The organism is Bradyrhizobium sp. SZCCHNR1002, assembly GCF_032381435.1.
Lineage (GTDB): Bacteria > Pseudomonadota > Alphaproteobacteria > Rhizobiales > Xanthobacteraceae > Bradyrhizobium > Bradyrhizobium aeschynomenes.
Map to the genome: position 1 here is coordinate 254,397 of NZ_JAUHIS010000008.1, position 23,648 is coordinate 278,044.

The 23,648-nt window shown below is 59.6% G+C and carries 17 protein-coding genes, 1 tRNA gene and 2 pseudogenes; 6 read left to right on the top strand and 14 right to left on the bottom strand.

The window, feature by feature from the left end; genetic code table 11:
- Positions 1-26: 26 nt before the first annotated feature.
- Positions 27-161: a 50S ribosomal protein L34 gene (gene rpmH / locus QX108_RS30400; protein WP_006609582.1), complete on the bottom strand. Its 135-nt coding sequence runs from the start codon at positions 159-161 to the stop codon at positions 27-29.
- A 537-nt stretch (positions 162-698) separates the two neighbouring features.
- Between rpmH and QX108_RS30405 the strand changes: the two genes are divergently transcribed.
- Both QX108_RS30405 and QX108_RS30410 read left to right on the top strand, forming a co-directional pair.
- Positions 699-2,174 (top strand): HAMP domain-containing sensor histidine kinase, encoded by a 1,476-nt coding sequence (locus tag QX108_RS30405; protein WP_315724254.1) that lies wholly within the window; start codon positions 699-701, stop codon positions 2,172-2,174.
- A gap of 187 nt (positions 2,175-2,361) precedes the next feature.
- Positions 2,362-2,438, top strand: a tRNA-Arg gene (locus QX108_RS30410).
- Between the two features lie 140 nt (positions 2,439-2,578).
- On the opposite strand, the gene QX108_RS30415 is transcribed toward QX108_RS30410, so the two are convergent.
- From QX108_RS30415 to QX108_RS30475, 13 genes and pseudogenes are all read right to left on the bottom strand, one after another.
- Positions 2,579-3,151, bottom strand: a complete 573-nt coding sequence (locus tag QX108_RS30415; protein ID WP_315787153.1) for a hypothetical protein — start codon at positions 3,149-3,151, stop codon at positions 2,579-2,581.
- Positions 3,152-3,335: 184 nt separating this feature from the next.
- Positions 3,336-4,423, bottom strand: a pseudogene (locus QX108_RS30420) (IS256 family transposase); the annotation flags it as partial.
- A gap of 306 nt (positions 4,424-4,729) precedes the next feature.
- The gene (locus QX108_RS30425; protein ID WP_315787155.1) at positions 4,730-5,677 is read right to left on the bottom strand and encodes a GDP-L-fucose synthase; all 948 of its coding nucleotides are present in this window, start codon (positions 5,675-5,677) and stop codon (positions 4,730-4,732) included.
- 2,744 nt (positions 5,678-8,421) lie between these two features.
- Positions 8,422-8,758 (bottom strand): annotated as a pseudogene (locus tag QX108_RS30430) (transposase); the annotation flags it as partial.
- A gap of 117 nt (positions 8,759-8,875) precedes the next feature.
- On the bottom strand, positions 8,876-9,364 hold the full coding sequence (locus QX108_RS30435) for a methyltransferase domain-containing protein (protein WP_315787157.1): 489 nt from the start codon (positions 9,362-9,364) through the stop codon (positions 8,876-8,878).
- 439 nt (positions 9,365-9,803) lie between these two features.
- The gene (locus QX108_RS30440; protein WP_315799628.1) at positions 9,804-10,304 is read right to left on the bottom strand and encodes an NUDIX hydrolase; all 501 of its coding nucleotides are present in this window, start codon (positions 10,302-10,304) and stop codon (positions 9,804-9,806) included.
- A gap of 219 nt (positions 10,305-10,523) precedes the next feature.
- The gene (locus tag QX108_RS30445) at positions 10,524-11,744 is read right to left on the bottom strand and encodes a hypothetical protein (RefSeq protein ID WP_315787161.1); all 1,221 of its coding nucleotides are present in this window, start codon (positions 11,742-11,744) and stop codon (positions 10,524-10,526) included.
- 79 nt (positions 11,745-11,823) lie between these two features.
- Entirely contained in the window at positions 11,824-12,939 is a 1,116-nt protein-coding gene (locus QX108_RS30450) for a glycosyltransferase family 4 protein (RefSeq protein ID WP_315787163.1), read from the bottom strand.
- Positions 12,940-13,078: 139 nt separating this feature from the next.
- On the bottom strand, positions 13,079-14,896 hold the full coding sequence (gene asnB, locus QX108_RS30455) for an asparagine synthase (glutamine-hydrolyzing) (RefSeq protein WP_315787165.1): 1,818 nt from the start codon (positions 14,894-14,896) through the stop codon (positions 13,079-13,081).
- An 88-nt stretch (positions 14,897-14,984) separates the two neighbouring features.
- Positions 14,985-16,229: a glycosyltransferase family 1 protein gene (locus tag QX108_RS30460; protein ID WP_315787166.1), complete on the bottom strand. Its 1,245-nt coding sequence runs from the start codon at positions 16,227-16,229 to the stop codon at positions 14,985-14,987.
- A 27-nt stretch (positions 16,230-16,256) separates the two neighbouring features.
- A complete protein-coding gene (locus QX108_RS30465; RefSeq protein ID WP_315787168.1) occupies positions 16,257-17,303 on the bottom strand; it encodes a radical SAM protein in 1,047 nt (348 codons plus the stop codon).
- Positions 17,300-18,580, bottom strand: a complete 1,281-nt coding sequence (locus QX108_RS30470) for an ABC transporter ATP-binding protein (RefSeq protein ID WP_315787170.1) — start codon at positions 18,578-18,580, stop codon at positions 17,300-17,302. The genes QX108_RS30465 and QX108_RS30470 overlap by 4 nt, the downstream gene beginning before the upstream one ends.
- A 123-nt stretch (positions 18,581-18,703) precedes the next feature.
- Positions 18,704-19,666, bottom strand: coding sequence for an NAD(P)-dependent oxidoreductase (locus tag QX108_RS30475; RefSeq protein ID WP_315787172.1), 963 nt, complete (start codon positions 19,664-19,666; stop codon positions 18,704-18,706).
- A gap of 269 nt (positions 19,667-19,935) precedes the next feature.
- Here QX108_RS30475 and QX108_RS30480 point away from each other — a divergent pair, with 269 nt between their 5' ends.
- Genes QX108_RS30480 through QX108_RS30495 form a run of 4 tightly spaced genes read left to right on the top strand, consistent with a single transcriptional unit; the run spans position 19,936 to position 23,613 of the window.
- Positions 19,936-21,330, top strand: coding sequence for a glycosyltransferase family 2 protein (locus tag QX108_RS30480; RefSeq protein ID WP_315787174.1), 1,395 nt, complete (start codon positions 19,936-19,938; stop codon positions 21,328-21,330).
- Entirely contained in the window at positions 21,318-22,166 is an 849-nt protein-coding gene (locus QX108_RS30485; protein ID WP_315787176.1) for a DUF268 domain-containing protein, read from the top strand. The genes QX108_RS30480 and QX108_RS30485 overlap by 13 nt, the downstream gene beginning before the upstream one ends.
- Positions 22,167-22,174: 8 nt before the next feature.
- Entirely contained in the window at positions 22,175-22,801 is a 627-nt protein-coding gene (locus tag QX108_RS30490; RefSeq protein WP_315787178.1) for an acyltransferase, read from the top strand.
- Positions 22,798-23,613 (top strand): class I SAM-dependent methyltransferase, encoded by an 816-nt coding sequence (locus tag QX108_RS30495; protein WP_315787179.1) that lies wholly within the window; start codon positions 22,798-22,800, stop codon positions 23,611-23,613. The genes QX108_RS30490 and QX108_RS30495 overlap by 4 nt, the downstream gene beginning before the upstream one ends.
- The last annotated feature ends 35 nt before the right edge of the window (positions 23,614-23,648 follow it).

A 23,648-nucleotide genomic window follows, 5' to 3' on the forward strand; every position in this document is an offset into this window, starting at 1 on the left:
GAAATCTCCGGGACGACGCCCTGGCTTCAGGCGCTGAGACGCTTACGGCCCCGGGCGCGACGCGCGGCAAGGACCTTGCGGCCGCCGGTGGTGGCGAGACGGGCGCGGAAGCCGTGACGGCGCTTGCGCACCAGTTTGCTGGGTTGATAAGTCCGCTTCACGGGTCGTTCTCCGCTGACGGGCAATTTGCCAGTTGACAACTTGCCGGCTTGAAATGTCGAGGATGTCCGGTGATGCTTGCTGGCCCAAAGCGGACCGCTGCCGGCCCTGAAATCGAGCCGCCCCCGGACAAGCCGGGTCATCGCGGACAGTTGGCGCGGCTTATAAGGGAGCGTCCTGCCTTCGTCAATCGCGGCAAGGCGTCGCCGAGGAGAGCTCGGCGGGAGCGGCAGCAGCGCTCATCAAGGCCCTGGTAACACGCACCGGGGCAGCGTCGGCCCGGGATGACACAAGCCCAGGATGACACAAGGTGGCACGAGAACAGAACCCGCGATCACGGGCAGGATGGTCGAGAATGACCGCCGCGCTTCGGGGGTCATGGAGCAGGGGGCACGGAAGCAGGGCGGTCGTGAGATTGCGGGTTCCATTATGAACGATTTGGAAACCTCAACATGAGCGATCCGTAATTTGACCGGACTCCGGTGCAGTCCCATCTTGCGGACCCGTAAGGGTGGGGGTGTCTCTTACAAGGGCGATACGTGACAGAGAGCGACAACCAGCCGATCCTGGAGCGTCTGCGACCCAAGCGGTCGCGTCGCCTCGGCTTGTCCGGAAAGCTGCTGCTGCTGACGATTCCACTGGTGATGATCGCGGCCGTTCTGGTTTACGTGCCTGCGATCGCCAACTTCTGGACCAACCGCCTCAACGATCGCCTCGCTGCGGCCAATACCGCCGCGCTGGTGCTCGACGCCGCCCCCTCCGGCATGGTGCCGGATTCGCTGGCGCGCCAGATCCTGACCTCGATCAACGCGCGCGGCGTCGCGATCAAGATGGGCCAGCAGCGCCGTCTGCTCGCCAGCGCCGACCTGCCGGCGTCGATCGATCATGACTTCGACATGCGCGACATGACGGTGTGGTCGTCGATCGTCAACTCGCTGAAGATGATGACCGAGACTGGCGATCACACCATGCGCGTGATCGGGCCGGCGCCGGGCCGCGCCCAGTTCATCGAGGTCGTCACCGACGAGAAGCCGCTGCGCAAGGCGATGTACCGCTTCTCGCGCAACCTGCTCGGCGTGTCGCTGCTGCTCGCTATGCTGACCGCGGCGCTGGTCTATCTGGCCCTGCATTATCTGTTCGTCCGGCCGATGCGGCGGCTGACGGCGAGCCTGGTCGGCTTCCATGAGAATCCCGAGAGCGCGGCGCGAATCATCGTGCCCAGCCAGCGCTCCGACGAGATCGGCGTCGCCGAGCGCGAGCTCGCCGACATGCAGCGCGATCTCGTCTCGATGCTGCATCAGAAGAGCCGGCTGGCGGCGCTCGGCCTTGCCGTGTCCAAGATCAATCACGATCTGCGCAACCTGCTGGCGTCGTCGCAGCTGCTGTCCGACCAGCTCGCCAGCGTGCCCGATCCGCGGGTGCAGCGTTTCGCGCCGAAGCTGATGCGCTCGCTGGAGCGGGCCATCGCGTTCTGCCAGTCGACGCTGTCCTACGGCAAGGTCCAGGAGCCGGCTCCGGACCGCCGCATGGTCGTCGTCGAGCAGGTGGTCGCCGAGGTGCGGGAGACCGCCGGCCTCGCACCCGACGCTTCGATCACCTGGATCAGCGCGATCGAGCGCGGACTGAAGATCGACGCCGACCCGGACCAGCTGTTCCGCGTGCTGCTCAACCTCGTGCGCAATGCGGCGCAGGCCCTCGACAGCCTCTCTGCGGATGCCGGCGTTCGCCAGATCCGCATCACCGGCCGCCGCGAGGGGGCGGTGACCATTCTGGAGGTGTCCGATACCGGACCCGGTGTGCCGGCCAAGGTGCGCGAGCACCTGTTCGAGGCGTTTCGCGGCGCCGGCCGGCCCGGCGGTTCCGGCCTCGGCCTCGCCATCGCGGCCGAGCTGGTCCGCGCCCATGACGGTGACATCCAACTGGTCGAGGGGACCCTGGGCGCGACCTTCCGAATCACGGTTCCCGACCGGCCGGTCGAGCTGCAGACGTTCTGGACGGAGCGCGCCAGCGCCTGACCCGGCGTGCAGCGGGGCGCCTGAGGGGCAGCCCTTCAAAAAAGGCGCATAAAATGTCCCGTTCCAGCCTTGCCAAGCGGCCTCCGAGCCGTTAGTCAGAGGCCCTTCGCGAGGCCTGCCGGCGTTTGCCGCTCCGGCCTTCCGGGATCCGGCTCATGCGGCTCGGACCCCGCCAACAGCGAAAAACGCGCCCGTAGCTCAGCTGGATAGAGCATCAGACTACGAATCTGAGGGTCGGACGTTCGAATCGTTCCGGGCGCGCCATTCAAATCAAGCACTTAGCCAAAATCACCGTTTGAGATTTGGAAACTAAAACGGTTTTTCAAACGGTTTTAGTTGATCCTCGACATTCCGACGCTCGTGGCTGCCCCTTTGGTGTCCTTCGGAAGCGCGTCGAACTAGGCTCATAACCTGAAGGTCATGGGTTCAAATCCTATCCCCGCAACCATCTCAACTTGCGAAACCCCGGTCCTCGTGGCCGGGGTTTTCGTTTTGAGGGAAATCGCTAGGATTCCGGCGAGGTCGCCCCGGACATCAATCTTCAGTTCACCTGCGTCCGGCGTCAGGATGATTTCCTTCACCAGGGAGCGCAGGATCTCGCCGGCCTTTAGGCGCGTTGCCTCGCTGTCGTCCCGTAACGCCTCGTGGAGAGCGTTGACCTGTTCGCGGTAGAACGTCGCCATTTCGGGATGGAGCAGGGGCGGCGGGCTTTCGGCATCGGCCAGCTCCCGCTCAAGTTCTGCCTTTCGACTCTCTAGCTGAACCATTTTAGCGTTGATCGTGTCCGCTGCGCCGCCCTTGAGGATCAGATTGAGCAGCGTACCGAGTTCGCGCTCGATTCTCTTCACCTCCGCGCGCGCCGTTGCAAGCAATGCTGAACCTTCCATCCGAAGACGGTTCATTTCGCGGGTGAACTCATCGCAGAATTCCCTGAAGAGCGCCGGGTCCATTAAATGAGGACGCAGAGCGTTCAGCACGCGGCCTTCCACTCGCTCGCGTTGGATACTCGATCGTGTCCCAGGAGGTGGCGTAGCTGGCATGGTGGGTCACCGGGCAATTCCGGTGCGGGCCGAGCTTGTCAACCTGCCACAGCGAGGAGGCCGACGATGGGAAAGGCGCGATGGTTTCCAGCGTCATGTAACGGGCACGCTGGACGGCTCACTCGTCGCTCTGCTCGAGCAGGATCGCGCCGACGAGACGGACGATCGCTTCCTCGTTTGGGAAGATGCCGACAACCTCGGAGCGGCGCTTGACCTCTCCATTGACCCTCTCGATTGGATTGGTCGAGTGCAGCTTGGCGCGATGCTGCGTGGGAAAGCTCATATAGGCGAGCATATCAGGCTCCGCCTCATCCATGAGGGCGGCGAGCTTGGGCGCCTTGGGACGGAGCTGATCGGCGACCTTGCGCAATTGCGTCTTGGCTGTCTCGGCGTCGTCCTGGGCGAAGGCCGTAGCGATGAAGGTGGAGACCACGCGGCGTCCGCTCTGGCCCGCATGGGCGAGAGCGTTGCGCATGAAGTGAACGCGACAACGCTGCCAGGTGGCATTGAGCACCTTGGATATGGTGGCCGTGATGCCCTCGTGAGCATCCGAGATCACAAGCTTGACGCCACGCAAACCTCGGCGGGCGAGCTTGCGCAGGAACGCGGTCCAGAATGTTTCGGCCTCGGACGGCCATGCCCAGCACCTCGCGCCGGCCGTCGCTGTTGACGCCGATCGCGCCGATCACCGCGACCGAGACGATGCGACCATTCTGGCGCACCTTCACGTAAGTGGCGTCGATCCACAGATACGGCCAGTCGCCCTCGATCGGGCAGGCGAGGAAGGCCTTCACCTTGTCGTCGATCTCGGCACACAGGCGCGATACCTGGCTCTTGGAGATGCCACTCATGCCCATCGTCTGCACGAGGTCGTCGACCGAACGGGTCGAGACGCCTAGACGTAGGCCCTCTGGATCACGGCCGTCAGCGCCTTCTCCGCGGCTCGAGGAAGCCAGGAAAATAGCTTCCCTTGCGCAGCTTGGGAATGCGCAACTCGACCGCACCGGCGCGCGTCTCCCAGGTCCGGTCACGGTAGCCGTTGCGCTGCGCCAGGCGCTCGGAGCTCTTCTCGCCATAGGCCGCTGCGGTCAGCCCGGCGACCTCCATCTCCATCAACCGCTGGGCTGCAAAGCCGATCATCTCGCGCAGAAGATCGGCGTCCGGGGCCTTCTCCACGAGCGCGCGAAGGTTCATCATCTCGTCGGTCATCGGTGGTTCCTCGTATCAGCTTGGTGTCAGCAACCCTACCCTACCGGTCAATCGCCGGTGACCACCGCAAAGCCGTCCACCCGCTACGGCGCAATTGCGGAGCGCGCGGGCGGACGGCTTTGCTCTACCGAGTTGCACTACGCCCGAGGACACGACCCCGAGCACTTCATCGAGGCCGAGAATCCGGATTATTCGCGGCACTATTGGGAACTTGATATCGTCGTTGAGATCGAGGCTCCCGGCAGCTTCGACGAGATCCAGCGCCGAATGGCCTTTGGTGGTCTCGTCCTTGCCAATGATGACGAACTACTGCGTCGCTGCTTCGCGCAGAAATGCCTGATAGGCGAGCCCGACTCCCACTTCCAGGGAAGTCGTCGCGCGCCAGCCAAGCTCCGTCAGGCGGGAGACGTCGAGAAGCTTGCGTGGTGTGCCATCCGGCCGTGACCGGTCAAAGCTGATGCTGCCCTTGAAGCCTACTACGGCGGCAACCACGTGGGCGAAGTCGGCAATGGTGATATCCTTGCCAGTGCCGATGTTGACCAGCGCGGTGTCGGAATAGGTCTTCATCAGGTGAACGCAGGCATCCGCCATGTCGTCGACATAGAGGAACTCGCGCCGCGGCGTGCCGGTGCCCCAGACCAGGACCTCCGGCGCATCCGCGAGCTTGGCCTCATGGAAGCGGCGGATCAGCGCCGCGACGACGTGGCTGTATTCGGGATGATAGTTGTCGCCCGGACCATAGAGATTGGTCGGCATGACGTTGATGAAGTCGGCGCCATATTGGCTGCGATAGGCCTCGACCATCTTGATGCCGGCGATCTTGGCGATCGCATAAGGCTCGTTGGTCGGCTCCAGTGGCCCTGTCAGCATCGCGTTCTCGCGAAGCGGCTGAGGAGCAAGCTTCGGATAGATGCAGGATGAACCCAGAAACATCAACTTCTCGGCGCCGTTCTCGTGGGCAGCGTGAATGACATTGGCGGCGATGGCGATGTTGTCGTAGATAAACTCCGCACGCAGCGTGTTATTGGCGACGATGCCGCCGACCTTGGCGGCCGCCAGGACCACGACTTGGGGCTTCGTGCGTGCGAACCATGCGAACACCGCAGCTTGATCGCGCAGATCGAGTTCTCGGTGTGGCATCGTCAGAAGCTCGACGCCCTCTGACGACAAGCGGCGTATCAATGCGCTGCCAGCCATGCCGCGGTGACCTGCGACAAAAACGCGTTTTCCAGAAAGATGAAAGCGGTAGGACACGGTTACCCTCTGATATGCAGCATCAAAATCGTCTTCGTCTGAATTTATGGCATAGCAGCACCGGCGATCCAGGTCGATGACGGTGACCGCCCGCACATTCCCATTGTGCGAAGCCAGCCTTCGCGTTGCCATGTCTCCAGGCTCGGACGGGGCGTTCTGCTGCACGGGTCCAACAGCGTGGCCAAACTCCGGCTGACGATTTCCGGACTCCGGGTTGTGTTCGAATGGTGGTTCGGAGCACATGGCGCAACGATGCTACCCGACGAGCCTCGCCGCTGCCCGGCTAACGGAACCGGAGCCGTCAACTACGGAGTGCTGATCTCCGAGGCGGTAATGCGGCACGAGACTGCGGCACGCATGGCGCACTCTGTGAAGCGTTTTTGCCTGCATGATCGTCGGCAAATAGGCGAAGTCGAGAAGTATGCCGGTAGCAAGCAGCGATCTGCTTCTCCGCTCCTCTGAATTCTCGGCTCCAACGGGTCGCAACGACGGCGCAGTCGTCACGAACCGTCAGACGCCATTGGCGTTTGGGGCACGACGACCCCCGCGCCCCAATCTTCGAGCAGCCGGTGACATTGCGACAATCCGCATGCAACCTTCTTCTCGCGCAAAGATCGCTTGATCGTCAACGGCTGAATCAGCGTCACTAGATGGTCCGGATCAAGATCGTGGTTGCAGATCTATCGCAAGGCTGCCGGCATCGATGTGGGTGAGACACGGTCCAACGCAATCGATATCGGCTCACGGAGCTCTCTAGCACTGTCTGACCGGGCGCCTTGTGCTGACATAGGCAGGGCCGTGTGGACGTCAGCAACGTTGCGGTTGGCCAGTTGGCAGTTTTGCGGGGCAGGGTTCAACGGCTGACGCTGTCCCCGCCTTTGGCCGGCGGGTTTAGAGCGCGACCGTTGCGGGTTGATACTCGTTTGATCGAGACCCTTCAATCCATTCCGCCGATCGAGTTCGTCGAGGCGGCTGCTCGAACAGGCGTTGCCGAGAATCCGCCTTAGCGAGGACGAGAAGGCTAGCGACCATTAGGAAAGTCGGATCCCATCTCAGGCCAAGCTTGTGGAAGCCCAGAACCAGAACAATGTCGATCAGGACTCACCCAAGCTACGGGCCGTAGGGACGATCGGAGCCGCGACTCCAAGCTTGGAGGCTGCATGCACCAAGACTCTGCGGCGCTCCAATCTGCGTGCCAGGTTGGCCTGATACAGGTTAAGTGTCCTGCTGTACCGGATCGGGGGCGCCATTTCCCGGAGGGGATAAATCTGCACCGCTCTCAACGATGCTATAGCCACACTCACTGAGCCAATCGAGTACCCGGTCGGCAGTATTGTAGTCCCAACCAGGGTACGACCTCGCGATGATGTCTCTCGGAGAAAGTCGGCGGAGGGCCAACGACGGTTTCGCAGAGTTTCCGACCATTACAAACACCATACTAAATTTGTCTCATTATTACGCAATTCGGCATTTCTTAACTAGTGAAAAAAATCAACAGTTGAGTTGAAATTGGCATCAGCTCAAGGCTGCTGCCTCGAAATGCGGGAGACGCAAGTCCGAGCGTTGCGCCGCGTTGCGCGCAAAAGTTGTTCGCAGTTTGTGTGCTCCGGTGTTGACCTCACGAGCTTGTTCAAGAGCGTCGACCACGAAGGTGACAAAGTTCGTCCCGCGGGTGCGGAGGCGAGGGGGTGCATGGCCTTGCTGCGCAAGCGGATTGGCCCGATGCGTGCGTTGATCAGGTTGGAGGCCACTCATTGGGGGCATTCTGAGCCCAACTGTTCGCTGAATTGCCGAGGCGGCGCAGGGCCAATATCCGCCATGAGACCCTTCGAGGTCCGGCGGCCGAAGCACGTACCTGTCGACATCGAGGTGGTCGAATGGATGACTTCCAGTTCTGGAATTGCGTCAGATCGGAGAGTTGTGGCCGCGCAGTCACAAGCATCGAAATGCAGCAGGTCTCTGATCGAGCAACGCTGCTGCTTCTAGCGTCAGCGCAAAGGTCAAAGCAATGCGGGCCGTGCCGCCACCAAAGGATCAACGTTCGGGCTCTTCATTTAACCTCTGCACGAGGATCACCGACGATTCCAGCCGTGCCTTATAGTACGAGCCGATATGAGGGCTGAGCCAACGGCAGATCCACACCCTGCCTTTCGGAATTTATAGCCGGCGTCCGGATCGTCAGCGAGAGCGATAGTCAAACGATTGCTCGGGAGCCGGACGCCCCTTGGACATCTGCTGCGAGACGATCACTGCGATCGGCCTTATCGCGCCAGGAGCCGTTAGCTCCTCTGTCTTCGCCAGCTGCAAAGCGCTTTCCGATGCGCTTGGCCGGCGGAGTAATATGCTCTTTCGAGTCGTACCAAGCATCGCTGTCAAGCAGTCGGACAGCGTAAAACAGAACAGAAATCCCCACTATCGCCGCCAAGACAACAAGAAACACCCATACCATTTCGGCCCAACCTTAAACCGATGAAATATGGTGAAACAATACCTGTTCACGAGGGAGAAATCAATCCCAGCGAGAGGATTAACCACGAGGCTACCAGCGCGATTTGGATGCAAGCGGGAGAAATCCTACCCCAAGTAGAATAGGAGCGCACGATCTTGCGCAGCAGCCCGGCGCAAGACGGAGTGCCGATGCCTGGCTAGCCCTCGCATGCGATCCCCGCATCGAACCAGTTCCGCGTCTCATTGAGTGGTTTCGTTGGTGGGGCGCCGGTTCATTCCGGTGCGGGCCAAGCTGATCAGCCTGCCACCGTAGCCCGGACGACGAGGGAATCGTCGCTTGAAGGCGCGATGGATTCATCGTCAATTAACGGACGCGCCGGACGGCCCACGCGTCGTTCTGCGCGAGCAAGATCGCGCCGACGAGACGAACGATAGCGTCCTCGTTTGGGAAGATGCCCACGACCTCGGTATGCGCTTGATCTCGCCGTTGACCCTCTCGATTGGATCGGGCGAGTGCAGCTTGGCGCGGTGCTGCGCCGGGCGGCTCATATAGGCGAGCTCCGCCTCATCCGGACGGTTGCGAGCTTGGGCACCTTGGTTGGGATTGAGCTGATCGGCGACCTTACGCCATTGGCCATCGGGCCACTATCCGGCCCGATATGGTCGACTGTTGAAAGTCCGAAAGAACGTAAATCTCAGATGTGACAGGGCGAGCCACACGTTCCGGGGGCAAGACGCTTTATCCAGAAACTACTTGGTAAGCTCAGCAAAGGTGTTGAGGTCGACTTGGTGTGCTCGGGTATCGAGGCCCTGAAGCTCGGCATGCTCGGAAATGCCGTAAGTGAAAAAGATCACCTTTCTAAATCCGATGTGCTCAGCGATAAGTCGGAGCTCTTCCTTTGCATAGAAGTGAATGTGGTCCCAAAACGCATAGGCTTCGAACTCACCTTCACGAATCCTTGTCTCGGTCGGTGGCGAGTAGTGGCGGTGTAGAACTCCCTCCAGCCCAGGAAAGCTGAAGCGCATCACGCCTCCAGGCTTTAGTGTCCGATAAATCTCAGCTATTACGAAGATCGAGGCGGCTTGGGGGAGGTGCTCAAGCATATCTTCCGAATAGCCGAATCGAACAGTGTTGTCGGCGAACGGGTGTTTGTCCAGCAAGTTCACCTGATAGTAGGCTGGATGGTCGTGCTCAAATAGGTCAATTTTGATCCAGTCGTCGAGGACGTGCTGCCGCAACCGTAGTTCACCTTCAGATCGTTTCCCTCGATTGTCTTCTGGAAGGCAGCACGAAATCCCGCCTTGGTCCAGGCTCCAGAATCCGGCTCATAAGTATACTGTTTGTAGGCCCGGCTCTTGTCTTCCCAATAAGGAATTTGCGACAGCCGGCCCAGAAGTCCCTGTTGCGAAGCAATCGCTGGTTCAGCTGCCGGCTTGCGGGTCCGTTCTGCGTTGACGAGTATCGGCGCGATGAGGCGTTTCAGGTATCGTGTCGCGCGTCTTAGCATTGGTTCCTCCTGAGCCGCACCCAAACGGATGGACGTAGGAATCGTGATAGCCAAGTAACGAGGGAAGGGCGTCTAATCGAATGACATATTTACAACTGCGGCGCAACGATCGGCGTGGCCCGAGCGCCAGGCGATACCCCGGCGCGGCTGGGCACTCTCGCAACCTAGTCTTACGGCGATCCTCGCAAGCGCAAATGTCCCTGGAGGTCAGCCAACAGCAGCGTGCCGAGCGCAATCTGTGCATCGAAAAGCCCGCCCATGATCATGTTTACAAGCTCTGGAGGACTTGCCAGCAGCGTCTCGACGCCTGCCTCGGGCGCGAATCCTGGGATCCGGGCTTCTGTCTCAATGAAGTAGGAGTGTACGCGATTGCTGAGACGACCTGCATCGGTTTTGTTCACTCCGAGCAAATGGACGGCCCTGCTCGGAAATCCAGTTTCCTCAAGCAGTTCTCGAACCGCTGAGCTCGCGGCTTGCTCTCCAGGATCGATCAGGCCCGCTGGAAGCTCCAGCGTGAAGTCCTCAACCGCCGGCCGGTATTGCCGAACCAGCGGCACCAGACCCTCGGGGGATATGGCGAGAACGACAACGTAGTCGAACGTTTCGACTGAATGGTACGTTTCGCTCGCAGTTCCTGAAGAAAACTCGACTTCGCGCGCCGTCAAAGTCACCCACGGCGAGATCCTGCTCTTGGATGTGCGTGTTATTCTGGGCCATGACTCAGGACGGTTCATTGTCGCTCCTTGCAATGCCGAGGCATCAATGAATCTGGGTGCCAAGACGGGTCGGGAAAGTCTGGGAGCCTCGATGGAGGTGTAGCCTATAGCTGTTGAAGTGACACGGCATATCGGTAGCTCGCCTGCAGTATGGGGGTGGCTGCCGGCGCCAGATCACCGAGCCTCGCTCGCCGTGTTGCGCCCCATCACCGTCACCATTCCTACTTCAACATGCCGAGCGACGGTCGAGGCGACAGTCGCGCTCGCCTCCGCGAAAGTCTCGTAACCGTTCAATAATTCAACGATTGCCTGGGCGATCGCATGCGGGGATGGAGTTGCTTCGAGGGCGTTGCATCCCACGTTCCAGTCCGAAAGCGAACTGCCACTCAGGAACACGAAGGGCCTCGAACTCGAAATTGCGTCACAAACGACGCCCGACCCTCTTATCGCATAGACAGCAGGATCATGCAGCAGGAGCGCTGCGTGGGCCTCCTTCCAGCTCCATACGTATTCGTCCGGGTCCAGATGGAGTGGCAATGCTTCTATTCGAACCTTACCCGCGCTGCTGCTTGGATGGCCCTGAACACGCAGGACGACGTCTGGGTCGTGCGCGTTGAGCTTTGCCGCGAGCGCCTGCGCCGTGGCGTCCAACAGTCGAGCTCCCTTGTCCGAACGAGCATGACCCGCCATGTAGAGAATGAACCTGCCATTCACTGTCGGAGGTAGCTGGGCCGGCAGGTCAGTGGGGTGAGGCAGCAACTCGACGGACTTGGGCCAGATTTCGCGTATGGCGCGTGCGAAGGCGGGCGTCTCTGCGAGAAGATCCACGTTCTCAATGGCCCCCGGGGACTCCTGGAGACGCTTTAAGGCTGATCGCCATGTCGGATCGCTTGGATGGCAGCCTACATCATCATACATCAGCCGCACGACAAAACGAGCCTGACCACGATGCGCCTCAAATTGCTCGGCGGTTGCGATGAGAAGCTCAGCGTCGGCAGACGGCAAGAATACGGTGTCTCCGGGCTCGGGCTCAAGGGTTCTGAGAAGTTCGCCTAGTTCAGGGGCAATGATCGAGCGGAGTTTGCTCGCGTCTGCGCCGGCGACCGTTGGAGTAGGTGCGTCAGGAGCATGAAAGCCTCTGCGGCCCCTGATGAAGCGTGCTATAGGCATGATCGCGCCTGCGCCGAGCGAGAACGCGGTCGTGACCGTGGGCCCGTAGCGGCGGGATCGTGATACGCTATCGCGATTATGTCTGAATACTCGCAAGATATCGCCGCCGCCGAGATGCTGCGATCCGTTCCATCCCTTCCCAGCGGCTATCAGCGGGCGTGTGTCGCCCATGAGGGTTGCAAACCTGGACGTGGCAAACGCGTGGTGACCACGTTCGTTGATCAAGTTTGGTTCGATTATGATGGTCCGTCCTCTCACGGTCCCTAATCTCCCGGCAATATCGAGGCCTCATGCTCAAGCGGCGCTACGGCTGTTCTTCCGTTTGCCGGTTCCCTGCGCCCAGGGTGTATTCAACGCATTTTTCCAGAAAGCGGGCCATGGAGCGGTCCGCTCTCGTGGCCTCGATCCTGCGACAGATTGCATCAAAGAGGTTCGGATCGAGCGCGATACGCTTGATAGCATCAGACAGCGCAGCAGCGTCGACGCTCGCCGCGAGGACGCCGTTAACGCCATCCTGTATCTGCTCGATCAGTCCGCCAACCGGAGTAGCTATGACCGGGATCCCGGCCCCCAAGCTGGTGGCGGCGACGCCGGATTGGCTGGCTTCCATATGGGAAAGAACAACGGCATGATAACGAGACAGTATAGCTGCGATTTCCCGCTCTGTAAGCCAGCGATTTATCACTTCAGCGCCAAGCGCAGCGAGGCGCCGTTTGTTTTCACCAAGCGGGCCCTCGCCGAAGACTCCTAGTTCGACCTGAAAGCCTTCTCTGCGTAAGGCCTCGATGGAATCGAGAAGCAGGGTTAGTCCCTTGTAGGGCATGATGCGACCCAGGAAAGCAAGCCTGATCGGCTTGCCTTCGGTGAGGCTGATCGTCCTCTGCTGCGCGCCATAGTCGAGATCTGGATGGAACAGCGTGAACAATTTGTGCTGAGGGACGCGCCGGGCCGTCAGGAGTCTCTTCGTCACTGCGTCGCTCAGAGTGAGGACCGCATCAGCTTGCGCAATCGTCCGATCGAGGAGAGGGTCTATGAGCGCCGACCTGTAATCACCCGGGTGGATTTCCGCATCGTGAATGATTGAAGAATAGAGAATTCCATGCGGTCTCAAAACGGAGAATACGAAGGACGACCAGACGTGCGGCATGAATTCAATCACGGTTTCAATCTTCCGATTGACAATCTCGCGCGTGATGCGGCTCCTCAGCATCGGAATGCGCCAGGCTTGGCCGATAGCGCCAAGATCATTGGAAAAGGTGTCCACGGCGACCAGCCGGTCTTCAAACTCGCAAAAAGCTGCAAAGCTCTCATTTTGGCGAGATACGGATATCGTGGCGTCGATTGAAGGACATGATGTCGCTACGGTCGCCGCTTCCTGCACGAAGCGGGACAGTCCGCGCCGCCCCCAATAGACCAGCATGATGCGAGCTCTATCAGACCTCTCCAACATGGCTAGCTGTCGCCTTGAGAACGTGACCGAGGCCCACGTGATGTGTGTTGAGCGCCGGGCACACCAGAACTCGGAGAGCAGCCTGTGGCTTTGACCGGATCCAGCCACGTCATGCGAGAGCACCGCGTGCCCATAGTTCTGCAAGTGTGAGCTTATATTGAAGGTCGATGGGGAAGCTTCGTTCCTCCCGGCGCAAGCGATCACCATCAATGACGCCGTGCGACACGAGCATGCTTTCGTTTCGCCAAAGCGGTCCGTGTCGTTCGATCAGCTTCATCATCCATTGTTGGACTGGAGGTGTGAAGCCCTGCTTGGGTCGCTGGCTGACTTCATCTGGCAGCAGATGACCAAAGGATGACAGCAAAAGCCATTTATGCGGCTTCTCGAAATCCTCGAGGCCGCCATGACGCATAGCGGATACCGCGTTGATGAGGTCGATGTCCAGGAACGGCACGCGCATTTCGATGGAGTGGGCCATGCTCATACGGTCGAGCAGCGTGAGGCAGTTGCAGAGGAGCCAGGTCCTCGAAAGCGCCTCCGTCACGGCTGGACCGCTGGGATATCCTTCAATCGGCCGAGTGCGCGCGAGCCAATGATTGGGTTCGACCGAAGCAGGATCGGCGAGAAGTGAGCGTGATAGCGCGGCTGACCGGCCGATTTCCTTCAATGGAGCCAGAATGGAGGTTTCCCGGGGGGCGCTATGTCCGAACGTTCGGCGTGCCCATTCTTTGATTCCTCCATTGACGCCCTTCTTACGATGCTCCGCAGCTGCATTGCGGACCCACTCGTACCCCCAAAAAAACTCGTCTCCGCCCATGCCCGAAAGCAGAACCGGCACCTTTGCGGCTCGGGCTGCGCGGCAGACCTCGAAGTACCCATATGCTGCTATGTCGGCGATCGGGGTGTCCATCGCTTGTACCAGCTGCGGGAATTGCTCGACCATTTGGTCGACATCAATTTCCACTTCCGTGAATTCGATGCCGAGAGAGCGCGCGAAGCGCTGAGCGATCAGCCGTTCGTCGGTGGGTGGTCGTCCCTTATAGCCGATCGTGAAAGCATGAATCTGGCCGGGATAGTGTTTCGCCGAAATGGCGGCGACCAGGGACGAGTCGATTCCTCCCGAAAGTGCAACGCCGACCGGAACATCGGCGCTCCCCATCCGCCGGCATGCCGTATCCAGCAGGTCTCTCACCTGCGCAACGGGATCGGGACAGTGAATAGCCTCGACGTCGAGCATACTCCAATAGGGGCGCGGTTCCGCAGAGAGCTGCTTTGGCGAAAGAGTTATCAGATGACCTGCTGGCAACTGATGAATTCCCTCTATCAAGGAGTTCGGCTCCAAGCAGTACTGAAAGGTCAGAAACTCGTGCAGTGCCACTGGGGAGATGCGCCGTTGCGCTGCTGGCACGAGGCGTAGCAGCGGCTTCAGCTCGCTGCACCACCAGACTCGCTCGGCACCGTCGTCTCGCCGGTCTCGCAACATGTAGAGCGGCTTTTCGCCCAGGCGGTCGCGCCCGAGCACGAGCCGCCCCTTGCGATTATCCCAGATGGCAAAAGCAAACATACCCCGCAAATCTGCGATGCAGTCCTCACCTTTGTCCTCGTAGCCGTGAACAATCGTCTCCACGTCTGAGTGGGTTCTCAGATCGTGGCCGCGAGCCTGAAGCGCGCTGCGTAGCTCGTGGTGATTGTAGATTTCGCCGTTGCAAACCATTGCAACCGACCGGTCCTCGTTATAAAGCGGCTGTCCTCCTCCTGCCAGATCGATAATCGACAGGCGTCGCATGGCCATCGCCACATGGGTCGATGCGAACAGTCCATCGGAGTCCGGGCCGCGATGATACAGGGCTCCATTGATCTCGCTTAGTAGAGCGAGCTCGCTTTGCCGAAGTGGAGCACTGCAGATCACGCCGCTGATGCCGCACATGAGTTTAGTCCCCCCGTTTCCGCCGTCCGAAGATCGTTCGCTTCGGACGTGGTTGTCTCGCCAGCGCTCCGCGCGGCTAGCAAAAGGTTCACGCAGTGATCGCGGGCTTGCCGCGTGTCACGCCGGCCTTCCCTTCGATCGCAATAGCTCGTTCGACAAGGTCAACGAAGGATCGCGCAGCAGCGAGCCGCTGCCGGAGATTTCGCTCCTGAGCACGTCGTTCCGAAGCAGGATCGGGACCGTCCGGGAGTTCGCGCCAAGCGCTCGAAAGCGTTTCCGCCAGAATTGCGTCGTCGTCAGGTGGAAAGAACCTGACCTGCAGACCCTGCTCGCCTTCGAGCTGCTCACGGTGCACGGGAATATCAGAAGCGATGATTGGTCGTCCCAGCGTCTTTGCATCTTCAACGACGGTACTCCAGCCCTCGAAGAGGGATGGTTGAAGAACCAGCGTGGCGTGGCGGAAGATCTCGATCTGGTCTGCTCGAGGAACCAGTCCCAATCGCAGTATCCTGTCTTGAATCTCGGATTTGGCGATGAACTCGAGTAATTCAGGCACATATTCCTTGTCGCGATAATCGTCTTCCCGGCCCGTGCAGACGAGTACGAGATCCGGGTGCCTTGCCTTCAAGCGACGCAGCGCCTTGAATGCAACTCGGTGGTTCTTGTGGGCCCAGAATTGATTTGCGATGTAGGCGTAGCGCCGGGGCAGGCCATATTGCGTGTGTGGATTGCGACCGCCCCGCTCATGATCCGTGATGACAGAGCAGAAGCGCCAGACATGTGGCTCGACCTCAGGATTCGGGCAGAGATTGAGGAAGTCCCTCTTGGCCATTTCACTGCTCAGGACCAGGACGCCAGGCTCGGAGGCGATCAAAGCGATGCCACGGTCGCGCGCATCGCGCTCATCCTCAGTAAAGAAATGAGGCAGGTGCACATGTTGAAAATCAGGTATCCATCGGATCGCCGGAACGCCCTGCACCTTGCCGCCAATTGTAGGATAGGTGGCATCCAGCTTCTGCCAAGCCGGATCGGGCGGAATGTAGGTTTGCAGAAACTTCCTATGGACACGGCGCCAGAAGTGGGCGATCGCGCCATGCCTGCGCGGGCGCCGGTCCCGGTCGACGAACGGAAAAGAGCGCAGCTCAACGGCGAGCGGCATTGCGTCGTCCGGTACGCCGAGCAGCCTGACCTCCGGTCTCTCCGCATCTGGCAGGCTTTCGAGACAGTAGACGAGATTGCGAATATAGATAATGCCGCCCATCCACTTGGGATCGGTGATCACGTCGAGCCCGATCACCCGGGTGGAGCGCTTGCCGCTGCTTGGGCCGATCATTCAATTCCTCGGTGCCGTAATGGGCAATTACTTTGATCGCCGGGCAACGCGCCACCGTCGTATCCCGCCGAGCCAGCTCCCGCCGGAGGAAGGCGAGGAAACCACCTGGCTTGGCCCAAGAAATTCCGAGTAGACCTTTTCGCGTGTCGCAATCTGTTCCGGCGTCCCTTCATGCTGTCCCTCCGTGCAAGTCGCACACGGCGAAAGCTTGGGACCATAGCGAAGCAGCTCCTTTCGCCATTCCGCCATCGCCTGGCTGGCATAAGCCGCAAAAATCGTTGGAAAATCTGTCAATTTTCCAATTGCATAGCGTTGGGTATGCTCTGCAAAGTCGACGAACATCTGGCAGCAAGGGAAAAGCGTGCCGTCGTAGGAAACCGTAAAGTCATTGAAGGGACGGGAGCACGGCGCGGACCGGCTGAACGCGCCGGAGCTCAGTCCGACGGATTCCGCCCGGTTCGATCCCAGCGTGTAGTAGTTCGTAGCAAAGACATTGATCGGCAATGTTTCGATAGTGACATGACCCTGCATCGTCTCTCCGGGACGGAGGATGTCGACCTTTATGGCCTTCTGCAAACGTCGGGAAAGGTCGTTGAAGCGCGTCGCTGCATAGGCGTCGTCGTACGGCTTGCCGGCCGGGGCATGGATGGAAATGTACAGTTCGGACAGGCCGGCTGAGATCAGTTCGCGAACATAGTCGCGATCCAGATAGTCTCCGTTGCTACTGAAGTATATCCGGGCCGCCGGCAACAGCTCTCGAGCGCGCCTGATGCGATTGAGCAGCAGCGACTTGTCTGAAGTTGGCTCGTTATACAGATTTAAGCACAAGCCCTCGTCATAGGAGATTTCTGCGAGGTCGCGCAGGATAAGTTCATAGGTATCGTGAGGCAGCAGTTTGTTGGTCGAGGCACGATCGACCTTCGACACGGGGCAGTAGGAGCATGCCCGATTGCAATGTGATGAAATTTCGACAACGACGTTGCGTACTGACCTTCGAAACAGCTCTCGCGCCGTTTCAGCGCTCGTCGGTGCGAAAAAGTGGTCCCGCGCAAAATGGTCCAACGCTTCGTTCATGAGCTGACCTGGTCAAGATGAAAATCTGCATCGAAGTGAACGACGGCATTCGGGTCCGAGTAGAGGAACTTGTCGCTCGGATTGAGGACGACGACGTTTCCACACTTGAGCGCGAGAAAGAGATGAAGTCCTGCATGGCGCGTGATCGCGGCGATGTTCAAATCGTAACTTCCCGGCCGCAGATTTTGCGCTGGAACGGAAATCCTCAGACTATAGCGACCTGGCATCACGCGTCCGACCAGAAGACCCTGCTCGTGACTGTCGATAGTGCAGATATTTCTATAATGTGCTGCATCGAGCACGGCGCGGATGACGAGGTCATCGATAGCTGAATGAACCGTCACATCCATGACGATGTCGAACGGCTCCTTGAAGTGCAGCTCCTTCTTGGCTGTATTGCCGTTCTTTGCGACGATCTTGATATTGTCGCAGACAACGTCGCCGGTACCGGAGATCAGCTCGCTCGCGCCATCCGGACCAGGAAGCGCACTCTCCCGCGTACGGGCGGCGTTGCGAGCGTTCTGATCGTCATAGGCGCGGATCACCTTCTCGATTTCGCCGAGGACCTTCACCTCGCCCTTGTCCATGAACAGTCCGCGATCGCAAACCGCCCAAATCGCTCCAATGGAATGCGAAACCAGGACGATCGACGTGCCCTTGCGCTTCAATCCAAAGAGGTAATCGTAGCACTTCTTCTGGAAGTTCAAGTCACCCACAGCGAGCACTTCATCGACCAGCAGCACCTCCGGCTCGCTCACGGCAGCCACCGCGAAACCGAGGCGCACCTGCATGCCGCTCGAGTAATGCTTGACGGGCATGTCGATGAATTGTTCGAGCTCAGAGAACGCAACGATCTCATCCATGTGGGAGCGGATCTCCCGGGGAGAGAGTCCGAGGAGTGCGGCGTTGATGTAGATGTTTTCGCGGCCGGTGAGCATCGGTGAGAAGCCCGCGCCGGCCGCGATCAATGCGCCAACACGTCCGCGCAACATGACGCGACCGGCATCCGGCTTGTAGATGCCAGTCAGGATGCGCAGAAGGGTCGTCTTTCCACAGCCGTTGACCCCCATGATGCCAAGGCTCTGGCCGCGTTCGAGGGTGAAGCTGATGTCCTTGACGGCCCAGAACTCCCCGTCACGCAACTGGCTCGAATCGCTGCCGGCGCCAACAAGCCGACCGAGGCCGTCACGAAGGCCGTGTGCCATCGATCGGCGCAGCGACAGGCCGAACTTCTTGGAGACGCTCTCTGCGCGAACTGTCCAGTCCTTATCGCTCACAACTGTCTGCTAACCTTTGGTGGTAAGGATGCGGGTGTACACTGCCGGAGGGAGGCATGAAAGCGAAATGCAAAAAGGGCAACCGGCCGACCGGTCTGCGGAGGCGGCCAGCTCGGCAGCCCCTCACTTGATGTTCGCGCCTTTGTTGCCCGTCCGCCACCATGCAACATAGGCGGCAAGCCCATCTCTCAAGCTCCAACGATGCTCGAAGCCCAGGCTTCTTGACCGTGTGGCCGAGGCCTGCAGGTGGTTCGGATCACCAACGCGCGAATTTCCATTGAATCGGATCCGACAATCGACTCCCAATGCGCGGGCAAGCTCACTGGCAATGGACTCAACGCTGGATGCGACGCCAGTTCCGCCATTGACGATGAGGCACTGCGACGTTGCGTGCTGGGCCGCGATGAACCCGAGTTCGGCTGCGTCCTCCACGTACAGCATGTCCCTGGTCTCAGCCCCCGTCCCAAAGAGGGTAATTTCGTCGGACGCCTGCGAGAGTTTTCCTGCGACGTCCCATAGCAGCTGCTTCTGCAAGCCGGGACCGTACAGAGAGAAATAGCGGATCACGGCCGTTTTTAAGCCGAATGAGTGTGACGCCGATCGACATAGCAATTCGGCACAGAGTTTGTGTGCGCCATAGGGCGATACAGGAGCCAGCGAAGCGTCTTCGGCGATCGGTCCCGGCGCGGCGCTGCCATACACTGCCGCGCTGGAGGGAAGCACGAACACCGCTTCCGGCGCTGACCTGCGCAACGTATCGAGCAGCAGCGCGGTGCTGTCTACCGAGAGACGGAAGTCTCGGTAAGGGTCCGCAAGCGATGCGCCGATTGCGCCGCTGCCCGCGGCATGGAATACGACGTCGGGGGGGCCGACAAGCTTCAGGAGCTCCTTGATCGCTTCGTTGTCGATGATCTTCTCGATCCAGGCAGCCTTGCCTGAGACTTTGACGAGAGGGAGTGTGGCGATATCGACATCGGCAGCGCCGCCAAGCCCAATGCCAGCAATATCCCAGCCCCCCGCCGCAAAACGCGCGGCCACATGTCGGCCCAGGAAGCCACGGGCGCCGGTTATCCAAACGAGTGCCATACGTCAGAATTGCTCTTAGAGGTTCCGAAAAGGGATCGTCTCTATCGAGGTGATCGCCACGGTTAAGACGAGAGGGCGCGCGCCCCTGGGCGCAGGGTCAGCTCGGACGCTCGTGCGACGGCGAAACCCATGGACGTGGAGGGCATTTTCTACTTTCACGTGTGGATGCGCCAACTTGCAAACATGCCGGTCGTGGAGGTATACACCGTCTGAGGATTGTTTCCAACGATATCCATGCCTTCAGGCCGATTGCGGAGGGAGGACAGCTGGTGAGTTCCTTCAAGGTGCCTGTAAGCGGGGTAGTGGAGCGCTTGATCGGATCTGAAGATGCGTGCGTAGGCACTGACAATCCGGTTTCGATCGATCGCGCAACCAAAGGGTGCGTTCACGTCGTTGTTCCCGTCTTTAATCGTTGGCAGTTCACCCAGCAGTGCGTCGAAGATCTGCGCCGTCAGACCTATCGACATTTGACGATCAACGTATCGGACGGCGGATCGACCGACGGCACGCGAGACAAGCTCGCTCGACTCTATCCGGATGTGGAGGTGATCCACGATGGGAAGGAGCGTTGGTGGGCCGGCTCTTGTGCGCTGGCCATTGAGCGGATACTGGCCAAAGCTGCGACGGATGACTTCGTTCTTTTGCTGAACAATGACACGAGAGTCCCTGAAAACTACATCGAAACCCTGGTTGCCTGGTCGCGGGCTCATGACGCGGCCGTTGGCGCAAAGGTCGTTGACAGTCGCGATCCGACGAGGGTCCTCGATGCCGGCGAGATGATTGATTGGGAGCGCTACGACTTCCCCATCAAAACAGAGATCGCCTCAGGCGAGCGGCATTGTGAAGACGTCGACACGCTTCCGGGCCGAGGTACCTTGATTCCCATCAAGATGATAAGAGCGGTCGGCAACATCGACGATCGGACCTTTCCACATTATATTTCAGATTACGACTTCTTTTGCCGGATCAAGTCTGCTGGTTTCAAGCTGCTTGTGTGTTACGACACAATGATTCTGGCTCATATCGAGGAGACCGGTATCGTACCGCAAGCCCAGTTGACCTTGCGGCAAGCCTGGCGCGAAATCTTCGACCGTAGGTCGATGACCAATCTCGGCGATCATTGGCGCTTCGTCTCCCGACATGCGCCCGCGCCGCTGCGCCCGCGGTTGCATCGCCTTTTGGTGGCGCAGGCGGCCGCAAAATTGCTGTTGCGCACGGAACTCGGCATTTTTTTTCTACCGCCGTATAAGGGCGCGCGTCTCGTCAGGAGAATCATACGAGCCGTTGTACGCTTGATGAACGAGCCGGATGCTGCGCTCGAGTTCGCGCACTGGCCGCATGCGGTGAAGCTCGTTGCGCTGATGACGTTTGCTCCACGTCCCTTCCAAGGCGACGAGGCCGCCGCCAAAGGGTTGGATGTGTCGCGGCTTGTGCGCGATGGCGTATTGGTCCTGCGGTTGCCGCCTGACTGGTATTGCTTCGGCACGCTGCAATGGGCAGGCCGGTCGGATGCTGCGCAACTGAACGATCTGCTGCGCACGTGCCGAGGGCCGAGCCTGTTGCAATATAGGGCCCTTGTTTCCTACAAGACGGCACGCCAAGCGCATATACGGCTGGGTGATGATAGCGCGGCAGACCCAGGGCAAGCATCATGCAATCATTGAAACAGTACATCAAAGGGCGCCTCAAGGCGCCGCTCGCGGAATCAAATTACAAACGATTTCTTGCGGACGGCAACCCGCCTTGGAAGCCAGGTTACGATACGCATAAGATCAAGTCGGTAACCGCCGCAATCAACGATCCCGCCTACGATCCCTACAAGCTCCCCGACGGGTTTGGTTGGCGCCTCGACGAACGTATCGTCGAGTATCCCTGGTTCATGGCGCGCCTTCCAGCGGGGAAGGGGCGATTACTCGACGCGGGGTCTACCCTCAACCACGCGCATGTGCTCGGTCATCCGAAGCTGCGCGAAAAGACCTGCACCGTCTCGACTTTGGCGCCGGAGCAGTGGTCGGCTTGGCAGTGGGGCGTGTCCTACGTTTACGAAGATCTGCGCGAAAGCTGTTTCCGGGACGCGTATTTCGATTGGATTGCCTGCATCTCGACAATCGAGCACGTTGGCCTGGACAACACGATGCTCTACACGAGCGATGGCACAAAGAACGAGACGGATACCGATGGGTACGTCTCTTGTCTGATGGAATTGCACAGAATGTTGAAGCCAGGTGGAGTGCTCTTTCTGAGCATGCCATTCGGCCGACGAGCCAACCATGGTTGGTTCCAGATTTTTGACGCCGAAATGGTCGACCGGCTCGTCGAGCGATTCGCGCCGCAATCGTGCATCGAGACCATCTATCGTTACAGGGCGGAAGGTTGGACCGTTGGCGACCGGGAGAGCGCAAGGGACGCAACCTATTTCGACATACATAAGCAAAGCACCTATGATGATGATTATGCGGCGGCCTCCCGGGCAGTCGTGTGTCTTGAGCTGACGAAGTAGCACCTTCCGTGACGCGCCGTGTTCGTGCATTTGCCGAAGGACTGCTTGCTCGGCTCGTCCGGCCGCGACATATGCCGTCGACCGACGGAAGGATTGATCGCGCTCTGGCAGATATCGACCAGACTGCCGTTTTCTATCCGACGGCCAGTCTGCATACGCACGGGCATCCGCCAGAGGCGCTGCGGATTGGCGCTCACACGCACGTTCGCGGCGAGTTGCTGTTATTCGGACACGGCGGACGTATTCGCCTCGGCGAGTATTGTTATGTTGGTGAGCAGACCAGAATCTGGTCCGCCAGGGAGATCAGCATCGGCAACCGCGTTCTGATCTCGCATATGTGCACAATCATGGATAATCTGACCCATCCATTGGATGCGAGTGAGCGGCATCAGCAGTTCAGGGATATCATTACCGCTGGTCATCCACGCAAAATTGACCTGGACGAGCAACCTGTCATCATTGAGGACGATGCGTTGATCAGCTGCCATTGCGTGGTGCTGCGAGGCGTGCGAATCGGCCGCGGCGCCGTCATTGGAGCGGGCAGCGTCGTCACCAAGGACGTTCCTCCGATGGTGATTGCGGCGGGCAATCCGGCCAAGGTCATTCGCGAACTCGATATGGAAGCAGTCAAATGAGCGATGGCGCGATGAGCTGGGAGCAGGCGGTCTCCTGGTTGCGCAACCAGCCTGACCAGGCCAGCCTTGTGAAGGCGTGTTTCTTCGATGACCCGCTGTTGGCGGCTGCGCAGCGATTTCACGCCAGCTCCGAGTGGATAGCGACGCGGTCATTGCTGTTGAGCCCGCCCGGGCGCGCCTTGGATGTCGGGGCGGGAAGGGGCATCGCGAGCTACGCGCTCGCGGCTGATGGCTGGCAAGTGACGGCGTTGGAGCCTGACCCGAGCGCGCTGGTGGGGGGCGGGGCGATCCGGGCGCTCGCGGGCGAGAGTGGGTTGCCGATCAACGTTGTGCAGGAGTGGGGTGAGACCCTGCCATTCGATAGCAATAGCTTCGATGTGGTACTCTGCCGTCAGGTGCTGCACCATGCGCGTGACCTGGGGCAGCTCTGTGCCGAGATTGGTCGCGTTCTCAGGCCCGGTGGAATTTTACTTGCAACACGCGAGCATGTCATTTCACGACCCGAAGATTTGCCGGCATTCTTGGCGTCGCATCCGCTTCACAAGCATTATGGTGGCGAGCACGCCTATTTACTTGCGGATTATCACTCCGCCATCGCCAATGCGGGCCTTGCTCTCGATCTTTCGTTGAACCCACTTCAGTCCGATATCAATCTCTTTCCAATGACCATGAGTGATCACCGAAGGCTTCTCGCCAAGCGGCTCAGATTGCCCTTGGCGTTCGTTCGTCCGTGGCTGATGTCGTGGTACGGTAACCACCTCAACGATCCAGGACGTCTTTACACGTTCAGAGCGCGCAAGCCTGCAAGCTGATGCCGGGGCATGAATTGTGAAGAGATCATTGTTGA